Origin of the sequence: Pseudomonas sp. PA-7-1E (assembly GCF_021605325.1) — a bacterium.
Taxonomy (GTDB): Bacteria; Pseudomonadota; Gammaproteobacteria; order Pseudomonadales; family Pseudomonadaceae; genus Aquipseudomonas; species Aquipseudomonas fluorescens_BV.
Window position 1 is genome coordinate 140,973 of sequence record NZ_WKFA01000010.1, and the last position, 18,737, is coordinate 159,709.

General features: G+C 59.1%; 16 protein-coding genes. 2 read left to right on the top strand and 14 right to left on the bottom strand.

What is annotated here, in order from left to right; genetic code table 11:
* Positions 1-51 precede the first annotated feature (51 nt).
* The 14 genes from GIW79_RS09575 to GIW79_RS09645 form a co-directional block, all read right to left on the bottom strand.
* Entirely contained in the window at positions 52-1,434 is a 1,383-nt protein-coding gene (locus GIW79_RS09575) for a M16 family metallopeptidase (protein WP_060763820.1), read from the bottom strand.
* Between the two features lie 58 nt (positions 1,435-1,492).
* Positions 1,493-3,151, bottom strand: coding sequence for a Na/Pi cotransporter family protein (locus GIW79_RS09580; RefSeq protein WP_003187402.1), 1,659 nt, complete (start codon positions 3,149-3,151; stop codon positions 1,493-1,495).
* Between the two features lie 272 nt (positions 3,152-3,423).
* Positions 3,424-4,191, bottom strand: coding sequence for a TerC family protein (locus GIW79_RS09585; RefSeq protein ID WP_003187403.1), 768 nt, complete (start codon positions 4,189-4,191; stop codon positions 3,424-3,426).
* A 67-nt stretch (positions 4,192-4,258) separates the two neighbouring features.
* Positions 4,259-5,566, bottom strand: a complete 1,308-nt coding sequence (locus GIW79_RS09590) for a CitMHS family transporter (RefSeq protein WP_003187405.1) — start codon at positions 5,564-5,566, stop codon at positions 4,259-4,261.
* A 408-nt stretch (positions 5,567-5,974) separates the two neighbouring features.
* Complete coding sequence (locus GIW79_RS09595) at positions 5,975-7,936, bottom strand: DUF7844 domain-containing protein (protein WP_236453081.1); 1,962 nt, start codon at positions 7,934-7,936, stop codon at positions 5,975-5,977.
* Positions 7,933-8,253, bottom strand: coding sequence for a DUF2388 domain-containing protein (locus GIW79_RS09600; protein ID WP_003187408.1), 321 nt, complete (start codon positions 8,251-8,253; stop codon positions 7,933-7,935). Before GIW79_RS09600 ends, GIW79_RS09595 begins: the two co-directional genes overlap by 4 nt.
* A 39-nt stretch (positions 8,254-8,292) precedes the next feature.
* Entirely contained in the window at positions 8,293-8,601 is a 309-nt protein-coding gene (locus GIW79_RS09605) for a DUF2388 domain-containing protein (protein ID WP_127880280.1), read from the bottom strand.
* Positions 8,602-8,707: 106 nt separating this feature from the next.
* On the bottom strand, positions 8,708-9,028 hold the full coding sequence (locus GIW79_RS09615; RefSeq protein ID WP_034136006.1) for a DUF2388 domain-containing protein: 321 nt from the start codon (positions 9,026-9,028) through the stop codon (positions 8,708-8,710).
* A gap of 316 nt (positions 9,029-9,344) precedes the next feature.
* On the bottom strand, positions 9,345-9,560 hold the full coding sequence (locus tag GIW79_RS09620; protein ID WP_003187413.1) for a DUF1127 domain-containing protein: 216 nt from the start codon (positions 9,558-9,560) through the stop codon (positions 9,345-9,347).
* Positions 9,561-9,878: 318 nt separating this feature from the next.
* A complete protein-coding gene (locus GIW79_RS09625) occupies positions 9,879-11,372 on the bottom strand; it encodes an acetyl-CoA hydrolase/transferase family protein (protein WP_198791747.1) in 1,494 nt (497 codons plus the stop codon).
* A 229-nt stretch (positions 11,373-11,601) separates the two neighbouring features.
* Positions 11,602-13,038, bottom strand: coding sequence for an NAD(P)(+) transhydrogenase (Re/Si-specific) subunit beta (locus GIW79_RS09630; protein WP_034129251.1), 1,437 nt, complete (start codon positions 13,036-13,038; stop codon positions 11,602-11,604).
* Complete coding sequence (locus GIW79_RS09635; RefSeq protein ID WP_003187417.1) at positions 13,038-13,358, bottom strand: NAD(P) transhydrogenase subunit alpha; 321 nt, start codon at positions 13,356-13,358, stop codon at positions 13,038-13,040. Before GIW79_RS09635 ends, GIW79_RS09630 begins: the two co-directional genes overlap by 1 nt.
* 15 nt (positions 13,359-13,373) lie before the next feature.
* Positions 13,374-14,495 carry a Re/Si-specific NAD(P)(+) transhydrogenase subunit alpha gene (locus GIW79_RS09640; RefSeq protein ID WP_034129252.1) on the bottom strand — a complete coding sequence of 374 codons (1,122 nt, stop codon included), beginning with the start codon at positions 14,493-14,495 and terminating at the stop codon, positions 13,374-13,376.
* Positions 14,496-14,947: 452 nt separating this feature from the next.
* Positions 14,948-15,847 (bottom strand): LysR family transcriptional regulator, encoded by a 900-nt coding sequence (locus GIW79_RS09645; protein ID WP_236453083.1) that lies wholly within the window; start codon positions 15,845-15,847, stop codon positions 14,948-14,950.
* 156 nt (positions 15,848-16,003) lie between these two features.
* Here GIW79_RS09645 and GIW79_RS09650 point away from each other — a divergent pair, with 156 nt between their 5' ends.
* Together GIW79_RS09650 and GIW79_RS09655 are read left to right on the top strand one after the other, a co-directional pair.
* On the top strand, positions 16,004-17,185 hold the full coding sequence (locus GIW79_RS09650; protein ID WP_003187423.1) for an acyl-CoA dehydrogenase: 1,182 nt from the start codon (positions 16,004-16,006) through the stop codon (positions 17,183-17,185).
* Positions 17,186-17,198: 13 nt separating this feature from the next.
* The gene (locus GIW79_RS09655) at positions 17,199-18,419 is read left to right on the top strand and encodes a CaiB/BaiF CoA transferase family protein (RefSeq protein ID WP_054897220.1); all 1,221 of its coding nucleotides are present in this window, start codon (positions 17,199-17,201) and stop codon (positions 18,417-18,419) included.
* The last annotated feature ends 318 nt before the right edge of the window (positions 18,420-18,737 follow it).

The window sequence follows — 18,737 nt, forward strand, 5'->3', positions numbered from 1 at the left end:
TGGGAAAAATCTCAGACAGAATAACGCCTTGGCCCGATATTCTGCGCCTCATTACTCAACAGGTTTGCGATAAAGCCTCAGGCCGATCAAACCAAGGATGATCAGGCCCAGTACGCCCGCACCGATCCAGGTCAAGGCGTCATAACTCAACAGCGGTTTTTCGATGCGCCAGTAGCCCGGCTGCTGGAACGCTTCGCGCATGGCCTGGTTGGTTTGCGCCAGGCTCACGGCCTTGATGCGTTTGACCGGGTCGCTGAAACGTCCATTGGAGTAGTCGCCGGCCGCACTCCAGTAATAGTCGGCCAGTGCGCTGTTGCCTTGCACTGCCCAGGCTTGGCGGGCAATGGCGGCTTGTTGCAGGCGTGTGAATACCGTTGGGTCGAGGCCATCCTTGAGCAACTGGGCCTTGAGGTCTTGCAAGACCTGCTCGGCTTCAGGGAGGTTTTCTCGCTCAAGGTCGGCATTCAGGCTGAGGAACCCAACGCCGCCGAGCACTTCGCGTTCCACCCACGGGCCGTAGGACAAACCGTGCTTGAGGCGCAGTTGCCGGTAAAGCGCCCAGTCGAGGTAGTCCTTGAGCAGGTTGTAGGTTTCATCATGCTGGTCGTCCAGCACCGGCTCTGGGAACAGCCAGTGCAGCTTGGCGCCATCGCCCACCCAGCCGCGGATCAGGTCGCGGTGGCCGGCGGCGGTATGCTGGATTTCCGGGAGGGGGCGATGTTCGCTCGGCTCCACTGGGTCGAGTTGACCATAGGTGCGTTCCAGGTAGGCGGGCAGCAGTTTGTCGAGATCGCCCACGACGATCAGGGTCATGTTGTTCGGCGCGTACCATTCTTTGCGCAGCTTCTCCAACTGGTCGCGGGTGAGGTGGCTGACCTCGGCGCGTTCGGCGCACTTGAGGCCCAACTCCACGGCCAGTTGGTTGCTGGCGCTGTGACCGAGGTCCTGGCGATCCAGCAGGCGTTGCAAGTGTGAATAATGGCCACCGTCTTCGCGCTCCACCACTTGCTTGGCGGCATTGATATGGGCGTCGGTCAGTTGCGTGCGCGTGAGGATTGCCAGCAGCAGGTCCAGCACCTTGCGTTGGTTCTGCGCGGGCGCCTCGATCACGAAGGTGGTGTCGGCGTTGCTGGTGTAGGCGTTCCACTCGCCGCCCAGGGCTTGCATGCGGTCTTCGAGGTCGCCTTCGCCGCCGCCGTCGATACCGCTGAACAGCAAGTGCTCGAACAAGTGCGGCAGCTCTTTTTCTTCGCAACCGAAGTCGTCCAGGCCCACACCAACCACCAGGCGAATAGCGACATGCCCACGCTCGGTGCCCGGTTTGAGCAGCAGTTGCAGGCCGTTGGGCAAGGTGTAGCCCTCGACTTGCAGGCGGTCAAAGGCAAAGGCGTGTACCGAGCCCAAGAGCAGGCAGGCGAGTAACAGGCGACGCATAACAAGCTTCCTGGCGAATGAGGTCCACTGTTTACTGACTTCGCTCGCGGGCGTACGTTCAGGGCGAATGGGTAATGTCGGCAATACTTTCAGCCGAGAGCGCGCCAGTGTCGGACGTTTCCAACACTACATAAGCACTGCTGCAGAACAACGAGTTCAAGCGTTTCATGTCGGCAATCAGTTCCAAGTGCAGGGAACTGGTTTCCAGGCTCTGCACGATCTTGCGCTGCAGGCGGCTGACATGGGCGTGGGCCAGGCGGCGTTCCTGGGCGCGGAAGCGGCGCTTTTCGCGCAGTAATTGGCGGGCGCTTTCCGGGTCGCCGCTGAGAAACACCGACAGGCCCAGGCGCAGGTTGGCGATCAACTGGCTGTGCAGGCCACTGAGTTCCTCCAGGCCCACTTCGGAAAATTGCCGGCGTTGCGAAGTCTTCTGTTGCTGGACTTTGCGCAGCATGCGTTCGATCAGGTCACCGGCCAATTTCAAGTTGATCGATAGCTCGATGATTTCGGCCCAGCGGCGGTTGTCCTGTTCACTCAGGTCTTCACGGGGCATTTGCGCCAGGTAGAGTTTGATCGCGCTGTAGAGCGCTTCGACATCATCGCTCAGGCTGCGCATTTCTTGGGTAACGGCGGTTTGATTGCCGCGCAGCACTTCCTGCATCGAAGTGAGCATATTGTCGATCAAGTCACCCAGGCGCAGGGTTTCGCGGGCGGCGTTCGCCAGGGCCAGGCTTGGGGTATTCAATGAGGCCAGGTCCAGATGGCGTGGCTTGGCCTTGCCATTGGTTTCGGGGCGTTCCGGCAGCAGCCATTCGCACAGGCGTGCCATGGGCCCGATGGTGGGTAACAGGATCAGGCAGCGGCTGACGTTGTAGAGCAGGTGGAAGGTGATGACCATGCCCTGGACGCTGTAGTCCAGGCCGTCCATCCAGCCTACGAGCGGGTCGAGCACCGGAATGATCAGCAACAGACCGATCAATTTGTACAACAGGCTGCCCAGGGCCACTTGACGACCGGCAGTGTTTTGCATGCTGGTGCTGAGAAAAGCCAGTACACCGCTGCCGATGTTGGCGCCGATCACCAAGCCGATGGCCACGTGCAAGCCGATCACGCCGGCACCGGCCAGGGTGGCCGTGAGCAACACCGCAGCAAGGCTGGAGTAGGAAATCATGGCGAACAGCGCGCCGACCAGGGCGTCCAGCAAGATATCGCCGGTCAGCGAAGCGAAGATGACTTTGACGCCCTGGGCATGGGTAATTGGCCCGGCGGCTTCGACGATCAATTGCAGCGCGAGGATGATCAGGCCCAGGCCGATCCCGACCCGGCCCAACTGCCCTGCCCGCGTCTGCTTGCGCGACAGGAAGAAAATCACCCCGAGGAATATCAGCAGCGGCGACAGCCAGGACAAATCGAACGTCAGCACCCGCGCCATCAAGGCCGTACCGACGTCGGCGCCAAGCATGGTGGCCAAGGCCGGCGTGAGGCTCATCAGCCCCTGGCCGACGAACGAAGTCACCAGCATCGCGGTGGCGTTACTGCTTTGCACCATGGCCGTCACCAGGATACCGGCGACAAATGCCAGCCAGCGCTTGGACATGTTCTGCCCGATTACTTGGCGCAAATTGGAACCGTAGACCCGCAGGATGCCGGTTCGGACGATATGCGTGCCCCAGATAAGCAGGGTCACGGCGGAAAGCAGATTGAGCAAGGTCAGCATGCTCGGCCCCCCGTGTGGGTGCGCTCCAGCAGGAGCGAAGGAAAGTTACCGCGTGCCGCTCTACGTCTTGTACCTAAGCTGTAGTTGGCGAATGGGCTCTGCGCCAGCATCGCATAGCTAAACTCGGGATTGAAACAAAACTGTCATGAAGATCGTTCCCCACGCTCGGCGTGGGAACGCATCCTGTGACGCTCTGCGTCACTTTGCGGACGCGGAGCGTCCGAGAGGGCATTCCCACGCGGAGCGTGGGAACGATCACTCGCGGGTCAAATTTACTGACCCGGAATGTCCTTGCGCAGTTTCACCGGGTCCTGCTGTTTCTTCTTTTTCGCGATGGCGGTACGCATCTTGATGTTCACCGCTTCCACCGCCAGCGAGAACGCCATGGCGAAGTAGACGTAGCCTTTTGGCACGTGTACGTCGAAGGATTCAGCGATCAGCACGGTACCCACTACCAGCAGGAACGACAGCGCCAGCATTTTCAGCGACGGGTGCTTGTCGATGAACTCGCTGATAGTGCCGGCAGCCAGCATCATCACCAATACCGCAACGACGATGGCGGCAACCATCACCGGCACGTGGGAAACCATGCCGACGGCGGTAATCACCGAGTCCAGGGAGAACACGATGTCGATGATGGCGATCTGGATAATGGTGTAGATGAACTTGCCACCGGCGCCTTTGGGCTCGTCTTGGGTTTCATCTTCACCCTCCAGCGCGTGGTACATCTCCTGGGAGCTTTTCCACAGCAGGAACAGACCACCGAAGAACAGGATCAGGTCACGACCGGAGATGCCCTGGCCAAACACCACGAACAGGTCGGCGGTCAGTTGCATGACCCAGGTGATCGACAGCAGCAACAGGATGCGCGTGACCATGGCCAACGCCAAGCCGAAGATCCGAGTGCGTGCCTGCATATGCTTGGGCATGCGGCTGACCAGGATCGAAATCATGATGATGTTATCGATGCCCAGGACGATCTCAAGGGCCGTCAGGGTGAAGAAGGCAATCCAGATTTCCGGATTGGTCAGCCATTCCATGTGTATTCCTTTGAGCAAGTGTTAACCGCGCAAGCTGTAGCGCCGCGCGGTGAGTGAGTCGGTACGATTATAGAGTGCTGAACAGCGGAAAAATCCCCATCAGCAGTGCGGCGAACATTATGCACAGGCACACCAGCACTGCCCACTTGAGCGTGAAGCGCTGGTGATCGCCGAATTCGATACCCGCCAGGGCAACCAGCAAGTACGTCGAGGGTACCAGTGGGCTGAGCAAATGCACGGGTTGCCCGACGATCGACGCCCGCGCCATTTCCACCGCGGTGATGCCGTAATGGCTGGCAGCTTCGGCCAGTACCGGTAGTACGCCGTAGTAGAACGCATCGTTGGACATGAAGAAGGTGAACGGCATGCTCACCAGCGCGGTGATCACCGCCAGGTAAGGGCCCATCGCTTCTGGGATGACCGCCAACAGGCTTTTGGACATGGCGTCGACCATGCCGGTGCCCGACAGGATGCCTGTGAAGATACCGGCGGCGAAGATCAAGCCCACCACCGCCAATACGCTACCGGCGTGAGCCGCGACGCGGTCTTTCTGCTGCTGCAGGCACGGGTAGTTGACTATCATGGCGATACTGAACGCCACCATGAACAGCACCGGCAGCGGCAATAGGCCGGCAATCAGGGTGCACATCAACGCCAGGGTCAGGGCGCCGTTGAACCAGATCAGTTTCGGACGGCGAGCGTCGGGGAATTGCGACACGCTGATTTCGCTGTGGTCGATCTCGTCGCCCTGCAGGTGCAATTCACCCAGGCGCGCACGTTCGCGCTTGCCGTACATGTAGGCAATCACCAGGATCGCCACCACACCGGCGGCCATGGCCGGGATCATAGGTACGAAGATGTCCGACGGGTCTACATGCAGCGCACTGGCGGCGCGTGCCGTCGGGCCGCCCCAGGGGGTCATGTTCATGACGCCACCGGCGAGAATGATCAGGCCGGCCATGATCCTTGGGCTCATGCCGATGCGCTGGTACAGCGGCAGCATGGCCGCGACGCAGATCATGTAGGTGGTGGCACCGTCACCGTCCAGGGATACCACCAGGGCCAGTACCGCGGTGCCGACCGACACCTTGAGCGGGTCGCCCTTGACCATCTTGAGGATCTTGCGCACGGCCGGGTCGAACAGGCCGGAGTCGATCATCAAGGCAAAATAGAGAATGGCGAACATCAGCATCACGCCGGTCGGCGCAAGCTTGGTGATGCCTTCGAGCATCATCGGGCCGATCTTCGGTGCGAAACCGCCGAACAGCGCGAACAGGATCGGCACGATGATCAAGGCGATCAGCGCGGACAGGCGCTTGGTCATGATCAGGAACATGAACGTGATGACCATGGCAAAGCCAAGGAAAGTCAGCATAGGAATACTCCAGGCGTAGCGCGGCTAGGGAATGGCGGACCGAGTGGCGGTCAGCGCAGAACGAAAGGCACGAGGCGTACGGGTGGAGTTGGAGCGAACAGGCGGGTACGAGCGGACATCGGGAATCACCATTGTTGTTGTTAACAGCCGGTCTGTTGCCGGCAGTGAGGGCGATCCTAGACGGGGAAGCTTTCAGCCAGCTTTCGCTGAGAAAACAGCTGATGAAGGGCAGGCACTCGTTCTTCAGGTTGACGCAGAACAAAATGTGGCTGGCTTGCTTTTGTAGGAGCGAGCTTGCTCGCGAAAAACGTCAACGTTAACGCGCGCTTCCTATAGAAACGCGGCGCCTGTTAGTTTTTCGCGAGCAAGCTCGCTCCTACAAGGGTAAGCCAGCTTACACAGTGGTGTTCAGGGCAGCTCGAGGCCACCGGCGGCTTTATGCAGCGCTCGTAGGTGTTCACCTACTTGTTTGAGGTTGGCTTCACAGGCGGCAATCTCGGCGGCGCGGGATGGATCGAGCAGCGCCCTCACCTCTTTATCCAGCTCGCCGGTCAACGACTGCAACTGCTTCTGGCGTTCGGCGCTCTCCGATTCCAGGCGCTTGGCTTCCGAAGGTTGCGGCAGGCCATAACCCCCACTGTCCAGCAACTCGGCCGGGCGACTCAGGAAGCCGCTGTTGGCGAGAATTTGCTGCAGCGTGTTGTTGGCTTTCTCCATGCCGCCGTATTTCAGCTCGCGGGCATTGAGATAGCGTTGTTTGACCTCATCCTGGGCGAGCATCAGTTGTTTGCGATAGCTGGCCTGCTCCAGCAGCAACAGCGCGGCGCTGGTACGCAGGTCGGCCTGGCTGAACCATTGGCGACGCGCTTGCGCATCCAGGGACAACCAGTCTTCGACTTGGGTCTGCTTGATCGGCAGTTGCTTGCGCAGCACATCGAACATGGCCTGGTAGCGCTCGCGGAACGAGTCGAAGTGATACCCCAGCCGCAGTGCCTCGCGCTTGTCATTCAATACGCTGGTATCGGCCAGGCCGCGGGCGCTGAGCACTTCCAGCAAACCGTTGGGGGTGATGTTGTCCAGGCCGGTCAATTGCGGGTTGGCGCTGCCGCTGCGCAACAGTTTCAGGCTTTCGACCGCACAGTTGTTGGAGATAAAGAAGTAGTTGCCGTCATAGCTCCAGTGCATCTCAGCCGCATGTTCGACGGTGTCGTTGATTTCCTGGCGGCTGAGCTTCAGCGGCACCGACGCCAGGCCACGCAGTTCGGTTTTGGTGTACTCATCAATGACCTGGGCCAGCGGCAGTACGAACAGCCGCGACGGGTATTTGCCCACCAGGCCATCCCAGCTCGACAGCTGGACGTCACCGACGAAGGCTCGGTAAGACAGCACCAGATGCCGGTCCAGATCCAGCCGGCAATCCGGGCCACGCGGGCGGCCTGGAGCGCAAATCACCAGGCGCAACATGCTATGGCCCCAACGGCTCACCAGGTTCTGGTTGGCTTCGGCAAGCAGATAGTCGATTTCATACACGCGTTCCGGATCGATCTGGCCCAAGGGCGTCTTGGCGAAATCGTTGCCCGCGTTCAGGAAGGCATAGGTGCTGGCGCAGGTGTCCTGTCCGGGCGGTGCCCAGCCGAAGTGATCCTTGTAATAACGGAACAGCGCGGGGCGGCGACAGGCGTAGCTGGGGTCCAGGAGGAAGTACTCCATGTTGACTGCTACGAATTCCAGCGGGCTGGTGGTTTCGTAGATGTCCGGGCTGCGTACCACCTGATGGTTGTGCTGCTCACGCTCGCCGCGGCGACCGACATATTGTGGCCAGCCGGCGAGGTCCAGCAGGCGCGGGTCGTCACTGAGGGTAAAGCGGCGGTCGTTCTGGCCACGGCACTGGTCGGGCAAGCCGATCAAGCCGGTGATGTTGTTCTGGCGGCTGCAGCGCTGGATCAGCGTGCGCTCGTCCTGGGACCACAGGCGCGCACGGTCATAGATGTGGGTCAGTTCATGCAGCACGGTGGCGAGCATTTCCCGGCGCACAGTACCGTGGGGGCGATTGGTTTTCTGGGTGGCGGCGCTGCCGTCAGTCAGGCTGGCGAGCAGGTTCTGGTTGAGGTCCAGCTCGGACACCAGGGATGCCTGGCCGTAGGCGTTTTCAGGCATCTTGTCGGTCCAGCCGACATCGATACGTCGATCCAGCTGCTCGACAAAGCGCGGCGGCAAGGAACGCAGTGCTTCATCGAGCAATGCCTGGCTGGCCTGCTGTTCGGCCGGGCTCAAGCCTTGGGTCTTGAGCCGCAGTTGCAGGCCGGCCTGGGCTGTACTTGCACACAGCAGCACGGCCCCGGCCAGGAGCCAGGTTTTGAGACGCCTCACAGAGCGAGGATAGCTTCGGCGAGGGTCTGGTCGCTGGCATCACGGGCTTCTGGCACGCGGGTGCGAAGGGTATCGAACGCGGCTTCCAGCTGGGCGCCACGGATCTCGCCATTGGTGGCGACGAAACTGGCGGCGTCATCGTGGGCTTCGCGCACGATCTTGGAGTCGCGGATGGAGGTGGTGGTGTCCGAGGTGAAATCAATGGTGCGCGCCGAGGCTCGCACGACGATGTTGCTGGTGGCCTTCAAGGTTTGCGCCTGGGCGACATCGGCCAAAAACAGCAGGCCGAGGGCGGCGACGATCAGCGGGCTACGCATGGGGTGACTCCAATGACAAAGATAGAAATACAATGATGATTATTGGACGAGAATTGCTTGCGCCAGTTCAAGGTCGCTTGCATGAAGTTTTGGCTGGGTACGGCGTAGATAGTCCAGCGCGGACTCCAGGCGTGCGCCCCGCCATTGGCCGTCAGTGGCAATGAAAGCGGCAGCATCATCCCGAGCGGCCATGACCAACTTATTGTCGAACGGCGCAGAGGTCACTTTGCTGGTGGCATACACGCTGACAACCGTGCTCTGGGTGGACACATCCAACGCTGAAGCCAGGGGTGACCAGCAGGCGCAAAACAGTGCAGGAACAATCAATAAACGGTATGAAAAAGCCATGGGACTCGACAACTGAAAGCGAGCGCCAAGGCTAGCGCAACGGCCGGGCGAGAGCCAGCACCGAGCCAGACGGGAGCGGCGGGCGCTCCCCTCTGGTTGCCGTGGATCAGATAGCCAGGATGGCCTGTGCCAGCTGTGCATCGGTAGCGGTATTCAATTGCGGCGCTTGTTGACGGATCTGGGCCAGGGCGCTTTCCAGTTTCACGCCACGGATGGCGCCTTCGCTGGCGACAAAGCTGGCGGCGTCATCTCGGGCGGCTTGTACGACCTTGTTGTCGCGCAGGGATGAAGTGGCATCAGACGTGGCATCGGAGGTTGCCTTCAGAGCGCCGACGATCGAGTCGGTCGTCATGATCAGGCTGCTCGCGTTGGCATTGGCAGCCAGGGTCAGCACAGCGGCAGTGCACAGCAGGCGAAGACGGGACATGGGGTAACTCCTGTAGACGAATAATAAGGTGGCGCGAAACGGCCACAATGAAACGGACTGGGACTGTCGAGCATCAGACGCACGCTCTACAGGGTTCGCCACGTGGTGAGTGGATATTAGGCGTGTGCCGGGCTATTCGGAAGCCTGCAATTAAACTGTACCTGTCATATTTTGCCAATTTTAAACTGTATCTGTAGGTTTGGATTGAGCCATTCCAATGCGCTGCCGCAGATACAACAAAGCCCGCCTCCGGTTACCCGGGGCGGGCTTTGCTTTGACAAATCAGGGTGCTGGCGTCAGGGCCAGCGGGCGCCACTTAGCGCCAGAACGGCTTGCTCAGCTCTTCGTAGCGTTGAGCTTCGCTGATACCGGCGTCAGCCAGCAGACGCGAATCCAGGCGAGCCAGTTGGTGGCGGCTGGAGATGCGGCGCTGCCACAACATCAGGTTGGCGAGAACGCGCAAAGGCAGGGAAGCCTGGGTGTTTACAGCTTTTTCTTCGAAGAACAGTTCGGAACTGAGTGTACGTTCCATGATGACATCCTTCCGCTTGTGGCGGGATTAGGTAGTGGTTTAACTGATGCCAATGATCCTCTTCCGAGGCAAGACTCTCTAGATACAGTTCACCTGTATTGTGAGAGGCCAGTTAACTGTTTAACGAGGCTGTACGGTACGAAATTGGGGCAACTGTACCTGTGCGCACTTAAAGGGTGCGAAATTGCTATTTTTGAGCATGGGTGTGGGATATTTCGGTGGGAAATGACCAGTACAGCAGTACAGTTTTTTCCATAAGCGTGTGTGGGTTCACCGAGCTGATGAAACTGTCTTTGCATCAGCCCGGATCTGTACTCATCAAGCCTTGAGCATGTGCCCGGTTTCTTCCAGATTGATGTGCCAACTCAGTGCTTCGCGCAGGATGTGCGGCGTATGCCCGCCGATGGCGCAGGCCGCATCGAAGTAAGTGTTGAGCGCATCGCGATAGGCAGGATGCACGCAGTTATCGATGATGACCCGGGCGCGCTCCCGTGGCGCCAGGCCCCGCAGATCGGCAAGGCCTACTTCGGTGACGAGAATGTCCACGTCATGTTCGGTGTGGTCCACATGGCTGACCATCGGTACCACGCTGGAAATCGCGCCGCCTTTGGCAATGGACTTGGTAACGAAGATCGCCAGGTGCGCATTGCGGGCGAAATCCCCGGAGCCACCGATGCCGTTCATCATCCGCGTGCCGCAGACATGGGTGGAGTTGACGTTGCCGTAGATATCGAACTCCAGCGCGGTATTGATGCCGATGATGCCCAGGCGGCGTACCACTTCAGGGTGGTTGGAAATTTCCTGCGGGCGCAGCACCAATTTGTCTTTGTAGTGCTCCAGGTTGCCGAACACATCGGCATTACGCCGCTCCGACAAGGTAATCGAACTGCCGGAGGCAAAGCTCAGCTTGCCGGCATCGATCAGGTCAAAGGTCGAATCCTGCAACACTTCCGAGTACATGGTCAGGTCTTCGAACGGCGACTCGATCAATCCGCACATCACTGCGTTGGCAATATTGCCGATGCCGGCTTGCAGCGGGCCGAGTTTGTTGGTCATGCGCCCGGCATCGACTTCTTGCTTGAGGAAGTTGATCAGGTGATTGGCGATGCCTTGGGTGTCGCTGTCAGGCGGCGTTACCGTGGAGGCGGAGTCCGCCTGGTTGGTGATGACGATGGCGACGATTTTCTCGGGCGGGATCGGAATCGCGGTGCTGCCGATACGGTCGTCGACTTTCACCAGCGGGATCGGCGTGCGCGTCGGCCGGTAGGTCGGGATGTAGATGTCGTGCAGCCCTTCCAGGTTCGGATTGTGCGCCAGGTTGATCTCGACGATCACCTGTTTGGCGAAAATCGCGAAGCTGGCCGAGTTGCCTACGGAGGTAGTGGGCACGATATGGCCCCGCTCAGTGATCGCGACGGCTTCGATCACGGCGATGTCGGGCAATTTGAGCTGATTGTTGCGCAGTTGCTCGACGGTTTCCGACAGGTGCTGGTCGATAAACATCACCTCGCCGGCATTGATCGCCTTGCGCAGGGTGCTGTCGACTTGAAAGGGCATGCGTCGTGACAGTACGCCGGCTTCGGTCAACTGCTTGTCCAGGTCATTGCCCAGGCTGGCGCCGGTCATCAGCGTGATTTTGAGCGGCGAAGTCTTGGCGCGTTCGGCCAGGGCGTGGGGGACGGCCTTGGCTTCACCGGCACGGGTGAAGCCGCTCATGCCGACGGTCATGCCGTCCTCGATCAGTGCAGCGGCGTCTGCCGCGCTCATGACCTTGTTCAACAACGAAGGCAAGCGGATACGATCACGGTACATGAATTGTTATCTCTGGCTACGGAAAGCAAGGTGGGCAGTGTAGTGATTTCAAAAAGTTTCGGCCCGCTACCATGGTCGAATGCCAGGTCACGATTTAGAGCCTTTGGTCGGGTTTCATGTGTGTGCAAAGCGGGACGCGGAACACCCCGTTCCCACGCAGAACGGGGGAACCATAAAAAAACCCCAGCCTACGTGAGGCCAGGGTTTCGGGTATTGCGCTGGCGCAGTGTTATTCGACGGCTTTGACCATGTCTTCGATGACCTTCTTGGCATCACCGAACACCATCATGGTCTTGTCCAGGTAGAACAACTCGTTATCCAGGCCCGCATAGCCGCTGGCCATCGAGCGCTTGTTGACGATGATGGTCTTGGCCTTGAACGCCTCGAGGATCGGCATGCCGGCGATGGGTGAGTTCGGGTCGTTCTTGGCGGCCGGGTTGACCACGTCGTTGGCGCCCAATACCAGCACCACGTCGGCCTGGCCGAACTCGGAGTTGATGTCTTCCATCTCGAACACCTGGTCGTAAGGCACTTCGGCCTCGGCCAGCAATACGTTCATGTGCCCCGGCATACGGCCCGCCACCGGGTGGATCGCGTACTTTACGGTGACGCCGTGGTGGGTCAGCTTCTCAGTCAGTTCCTTGAGCGCGTGTTGTGCCCGCGCGACCGCAAGGCCGTAGCCTGGGACGATAATCACGGTGTCCGCGTTGGTCAGCAGGAAGGTGGCGTCATCAGCGGAGCCGGACTTCACCGGGCGTGCTTCTTTGGAGCCCGTCGCAGCGCCAGCATCCGGCGCATTGCCGAAACCGCCCAACAGCACATTAAAGAAGGAGCGGTTCATCGCCTTGCACATGATGTACGACAGGATCGCGCCGCTGGAGCCCACCAGGGAACCGGCGATGATCAGCATCGAGTTGTTCAGCGAGAAACCGATGCCCGCCGCTGCCCAGCCGGAATAGCTGTTGAGCATCGACACCACCACGGGCATGTCGGCGCCGCCAATCGGGATGATGATCAGCACACCCAGCACGAAGGCCAAGGCCAGCATCAGTGCAAATGCGCTGAGATTGCCGGTGAACATGAACGCCAGGCCCAGGCCCAGGGTTGCCAGGCCGAGTACCAGGTTCAGTTTGTGTTGGCCGCCGAACTGTACCGGTGCGCCCTGGAACAGGCGGAACTTGTACTTGCCCGACAGCTTGCCGAATGCGATCACCGAGCCGGAGAAGGTGATTGCACCGATAGCGGCACCGAGGAACAGTTCCAGGCGGTTACCGGCCGGTATCGAATCGCCCAAGTGCTTGACGATACCCAGGGACTGCGGCTCGACCACGGCGGCAATGGCGATGAACACCGCTGCCAGGCCGATCATGCTGTGCATGAAGGCGACCAGCTCGGGCATCTTGGTCATTTCAACACGCTTGGCCATGATCGAGCCGGCGGTACCGCCAACCAATAGGCCAACGATGACGTAGCCGATACCGGCAGTCGCCAGTTCAGCCCCCAGCTTATAGATGAGGCCGACGGTAGTGAGTACCGCCAGCGCCATGCCGAGCATGCCGAACAGGTTGCCGCGCCGCGAAGTGGTCGGGTGCGAGAGGCCTTTGAGGGCCTGGATGAAACAGATCGACGCGATCAGGTAGAGCGTCGTCACGAGATTCATGCTCATTACTTGGGCGCCTCTTCTTTTACTTTCGGGGCTTTCTTCTTGAACATTTCAAGCATTCTGCGGGTGACCAGGAAGCCACCGAAGACATTTACCGCCGCCAGGGCCACGGCCAGTGTGCCCATGGTCTTGCCCAACGGGGTGACGGTCAGCGCGGCAGCCAGCATGGCGCCGACGATGACAATCGCGGAAATGGCGTTGGTCACGGCCATCAGCGGCGTGTGCAATGCGGGTGTTACGTTCCAGACCACGTGATAACCGACATAAATCGCCAGCACAAAGATGATCAGGTTGTAGATACCGGGGGAGATAAGCTCTTCCATCGTCTGAATCCCTGCTTAGGCGTTTTTGCGGATGACTTGGCCGTCGCGGCACATCAGGCACGCGGCGACGATGTCGTCTTCGAGGTTGATTTCAAACTGCCCTTCCTTGGTGAAAACCAGCTTCAGGAAGTCCAGCAGGTTGCGCGCATACAAGGCCGACGCATCGGCGGCGACAGCGCCCGCCAGGTTGGTCGGGCCGCAGATGATCACGCCGTTTTCCACCACGACCTGGTCGGCCACGGTCAGCGGGCAGTTGCCACCCTGGGCAGCGGCGAGGTCGATGACCACCGAGCCGGGTTTCATCTGCGCCACGGTATCGGCGCTGAGCAGGGTCGGCGCCTTGCGGCCCGGGATGAGGGCGGTGGTGATGACGATATCGGCCTGTTTGGCGCGTTCGTGCACGGCCAGGGCCTGGCGTTGCATCCAACTGGTGGGCATCGGGCGTGCGTAGCCCCCGACACCGACGGCGCATTCACGCTCTTCATCGGTTTCGTAGGGAACGTCGACAAACTTGGCGCCCAGGGATTCGATCTGCTCCTTAACCGCCGGGCGTACGTCGGACGCTTCGATCACCGCGCCCAGGCGCTTGGCCGTGGCGATGGCTTGCAGGCCCGCCACACCGGCGCCAAGGATCAGTACGCGTGCGGCTTTTACAGTGCCGGCAGCAGTCATCAGCATCGGCATGAAGCGCGGGTAGTGATGAGCGGCCAGCAACACGGCCTTGTAACCGGCGATGTTGGCTTGCGAAGACAGCACATCAAGGCTTTGAGCGCGTGACGTGCGCGGCGCGGCTTCCAGGGCGAAGGCGGTGATGCCGCGCTCGGCGAGCTTGGCGATGGTTTCGTTGCTGAACGGATTGAGCATGCCCACCAATACGGTGCCACTTTTGATCAGCGCAAGTTCGCTGTCGCTGGGGGCAACCACTTTGAGAATCAGCTCGGCGCCAAATGCGTCGTTGGCGCTGCCAATGGTAGCGCCTGCCGTTTCATAGGCACTGTCGACGATGCTGGCATTGATGCCTGCGCCGCTTTGTACAGTGACCTTATGGCCCTGGCCGATCAGCTTCTTGATGGTTTCCGGGGTGGCAGCCACCCGCGTTTCACCGGTCTGGGTTTCGAGAGGAACACCAATGTGCACGTCAAATCTCCTGCATGATCTTTTTGCTTTTGATCTTTTTGTAAAAAGGCCAGTGCACCGCGAGTGGCGCAACTGGGGCGGCCGATCAGCACGATCCCGCTGAAATGACAGCGGGGCGCGGCATTTTGCAGGCGAACTTTACGGCCATCAAGGGATTATGACGGGTGACGAAAAATTAACTACAAGTCACCCTGTGACTGATTGTCGCAACAGGCTGAAATAACCTCTTTAAATACAGGTCTTTAAAGGCGTTCAGGCGTTTTCGGTCCGTTTTTCCATTGCCAGTGTGAATAGTCGTGCATTGACCGGTAAGAGTCGCTACGAGCCATGAAATACATGGCTTTTAGCCTTATTTTTGGCTGACAAGTACAGCCTGTTTAAATGCGACATATACGTACATCTGTAGGCTCTTAATTTATTTGACTACAAAGTCAATAATTGCGCTTTGTCCTTCATTTACTTGGGTTGTAGCGTCTTGACTGGTCGACCAGCCAGTCCCTGAATGCATGCAGAGAGGCAGATTCGACCTTTCTGTCAGGAATCATCAGGTAATAAGCCTTTTCGCTGGTCAGTGCTTCAGTGCTGGCGATTACCAATTGTTGCTCCTTCAGCTCCTGCTGGATGAGGAAAGGAGGGATCAGTGCGATGCCCATGTCATGCATGGCCGCTTGAGACAGCATCGAGAATAGCTCGTATCGAGGGCCTGTCATGTCGCGAGGGATGCTCAGTTGTTGGGCGTTGAACCATTGGCGCCAGGCGTAGGGGCGTGTGGTCTGCTGCAGCAGTGGCAGCTCGGCGATCTGTTGAGGGGTGAAGTGCGTGCGGTCGCCGAGTAAGCGCGGGCTGCAGACCGGTACTGGGTTTTCGCCCATCAGCCTGTGGGATTGCGTACCCGACCAATCGGCATCTCCGAAGTAGATCGCCGCATCGAACTCGGTATCGGCGAACAGGAAGGGGCGTGTGCGGTTCGTCAGGTTCACCGTGACTTCCGGGTGCTGATGTTGAAAGTCCTTCAGGCGTGGGATCAGCCACTGCGTGCCGAAGGTGGGCACCACCGCCAGTTCGATCACATTGGCGCCTTGCTGGCCCATTACCGACAAGGTGTCGCGCTCCACGGCGTCCAGCTGTGTTGCAACCCTACGGCTATAAGACAGCCCCGCCTCCGTCAGCTTCACGCCGCGGCGTGAGCGGCGAAACAGCTCGACACTCAAAAACTCCTCCAGGCTGGCGATCTGTCGGCAAATCGCGCCTTGGGTGATGGAAAGCTCCATTGCTGCCTTGGTGAAGCTCTCATGGCGGGCTGCTGCCTCAAAGCTGATGAGTGCGGTGGTACTGGGGATTTTCCGGCGCATGTACATTGCCCTCACAGATAAAGCGCATTTATGGGCTTTTTGAGTGTTACGAAGTGAGAAATTAGCACAAGCCTATGCAAAAACCTCGTTTGCCCTCTGCGCTGACCGCGCCTAGTCTGGATCCACGACTTCTGATTTTTTCGCGAGGACTTATTCATGGCTGGCAAGGCAAGCTTCAACTGGATCGATCCACTGCTGCTGGATCAACAGCTCACCGAAGAAGAGCGCATGGTGCGTGACAGCGCCGAGCAATTTGCGCAGGACAAGCTGGCTCCTCGTGTGCTCGAAGCCTTCCGCCATGAAAAGACAGACCCCGCTATTTTCCGTGAGATGGGCGAAACCGGTTTGCTGGGGGCAATGATCCCCGAGCAATACGGCGGCAGCGGGTTGAACTACGTCAGCTACGGTTTGATTGCTCGTGAGGTCGAGCGTGTCGACTCCGGCTATCGCTCGATGATGAGTGTGCAGTCTTCCCTGGTCATGGTGCCGATCAATGAGTTTGGTACCGAGGCGCAAAAACAAAAGTATTTGCCCAAACTGGCCTCTGGTGAATGGATCGGTTGCTTTGGGCTGACCGAGCCCAACCATGGTTCCGATCCGGGCGCGATGATTACCCGTGCACGCAAAGTGGATGGCGGCTACAGCCTGACCGGCGCGAAGATGTGGATCACCAACAGTCCGATTGCGGATGTGTTTGTGGTGTGGGGTAAAGACGATGCGGGAGATATCCGTGGCTTTGTCCTGGAAAAAGGCTGGAAAGGTCTGAGCGCTCCGGCTATCCACGGCAAGGTGGGGTTGCGGGCTTCCATTACCGGTGAAATCGTCATGGATAACGTATTTGTGCCGGAAGAAAATATCTTCCCGGATGTACGTGGTTTGAAAGGGCCGTTTACCTGCCTTAACTCGGCACGGTACGGGATCTCCTGGGGTGCGCTGGGGGCTGCTGAGTTCTGCTGGCATACCGCGCGCCAGTACACACTCGATCGCCAGCAGTTTGGTCGCCCATTGGCTGCCACTCAGCTGATCCAGAAGAAGCTGGCAGACATGCAGACCGAGATTACCTTGGCCCTGCAAGGTTGCCTGCGCCTGGGGCGGATGAAGGATGAGGGTACGGCGGCGGTGGAGATCACTTCGATCATGAAGCGTAACTCGTGTGGCAAGTCATTGGACATCGCGCGCATGGCCCGGGACATGCTGGGCGGTAACGGCATCTCTGACGAGTTCGGGGTAGCACGCCACCTGGTCAACCTGGAAGTGGTCAACACCTATGAAGGGACCCATGACGTGCATGCCTTGATCCTGGGGCGCGCGCAAACCGGTCTTCAAGCGTTCTATTAATAGGAGCATGGGTATGGGCGCGCTTTCGCATCTGCGAGTGCTGGATTTGTCGCGAGTACTCGCGGGCCCTTGGTCCGGGCAGATTCTTGCAGACCTTGGGGCCGAGGTGATCAAAGTCGAAAGGCCGGGCAGCGGCGACGACACGCGCGCTTGGGGTCCTCCCTTCCTTAAGGATGCGGATGGCGAGAACACCAGTGAGGCGGCGTACTACCTGTCGGCCAACCGTAATAAAGAGTCGGTGACCATCGACTTTACCCGACCAGAAGGCCAGAAACTGGTACGCGACCTGGCTGCCAAGTCGGACATCCTGATCGAAAACTTCAAGGTGGGCGGCCTTGCGGCGTATGGGCTGGACTACGAGTCCCTCAAAGAGGTTAACCCGGAGCTGATTTACTGCTCCATCACGGGGTTTGGCCAGACGGGCCCCTATGCGATGCGCGCCGGTTACGACTTCATGATCCAAGGTTTGGGTGGGCTCATGAGCCTGACGGGACGGCCTGAAGGGGATGAGGGCGCCGGGCCGGTAAAGGTTGGCGTAGCCTTGACCGATATCTTGACTGGTCTCTATTCGACCGTGGCGATTTTGGCTGCGCTAGCTCATCGCGATCACGATGGTGGTGGGCAGCATATCGACATGGCGTTGCTGGATGTGCAGGTGGCTTGCCTGGCGAATCAGGCGATGAATTACCTGACAACCGGGGCGCCGCCGAAGCGCCTAGGGAATGCTCACCCTAATATCGTGCCTTATCAGGATTTTCCTACGGCCGATGGAGATTTCATTCTCACCGTAGGCAATGACGGGCAGTTCCGTAAATTCGCTGAAGTCGCGGGGCAACCACAATGGGCGGATGACGTGCGTTTCGCCACCAATCGCGCACGGGTGGCTAATCGCGCGGAGCTGATTCCCTTGATTCGCCAAGCGACGGTCTTCAAGACTACCGCTGAGTGGGTGTCGCAGCTGGAGCGAGTGGGCGTGCCGTGTGGGCCGATTAATGATCTGGCGCAGGTGTTTTCCGATCCTCAGGTCAAGGCGCGTGGCTTGGCGGTAGAGTTGCCTCATGCATTGGCGGGGATGGTGCCTCAGGTTGCGAGCCCGATACGCTTATCCAAGACGCCTGTAGAGTACCGGAGTGCGCCTCCTCTACTGGGCGAGCACACGCTTCAGGTGCTGCAAGGCGTTCTGGGGCTGGGAGCTGCTCATGTGGCTGCATTGAAGGAAGCAGGTGTTATTTAAGCTTTTCCTTCTATATAGATAGAAGCCCAGTGGAGGGCTGGTTGTTTTTTAACCGAAGCTAACTTATTGATAGAAAAGCGGAATTAAGAGTTGACGGCGAATTATATCTGTCTATAATTCGCCCCACTTCCGGCGCAGTCGAAACGGAAAACTCCTTGGCAAACAATGAGTTATGTGGTTTTCGACAGCGGGTTGCTTCAGTTCATCGAAGCCAAAAGGAAGTTGAAAAAGAGGTGTTGACAGCAGCGTGTAACGCTGTAGAATTCGCCTCCCGCTTACGAGAGATCGCAAGCGCAAGTGGTTGAAGTTGTTGAAGAA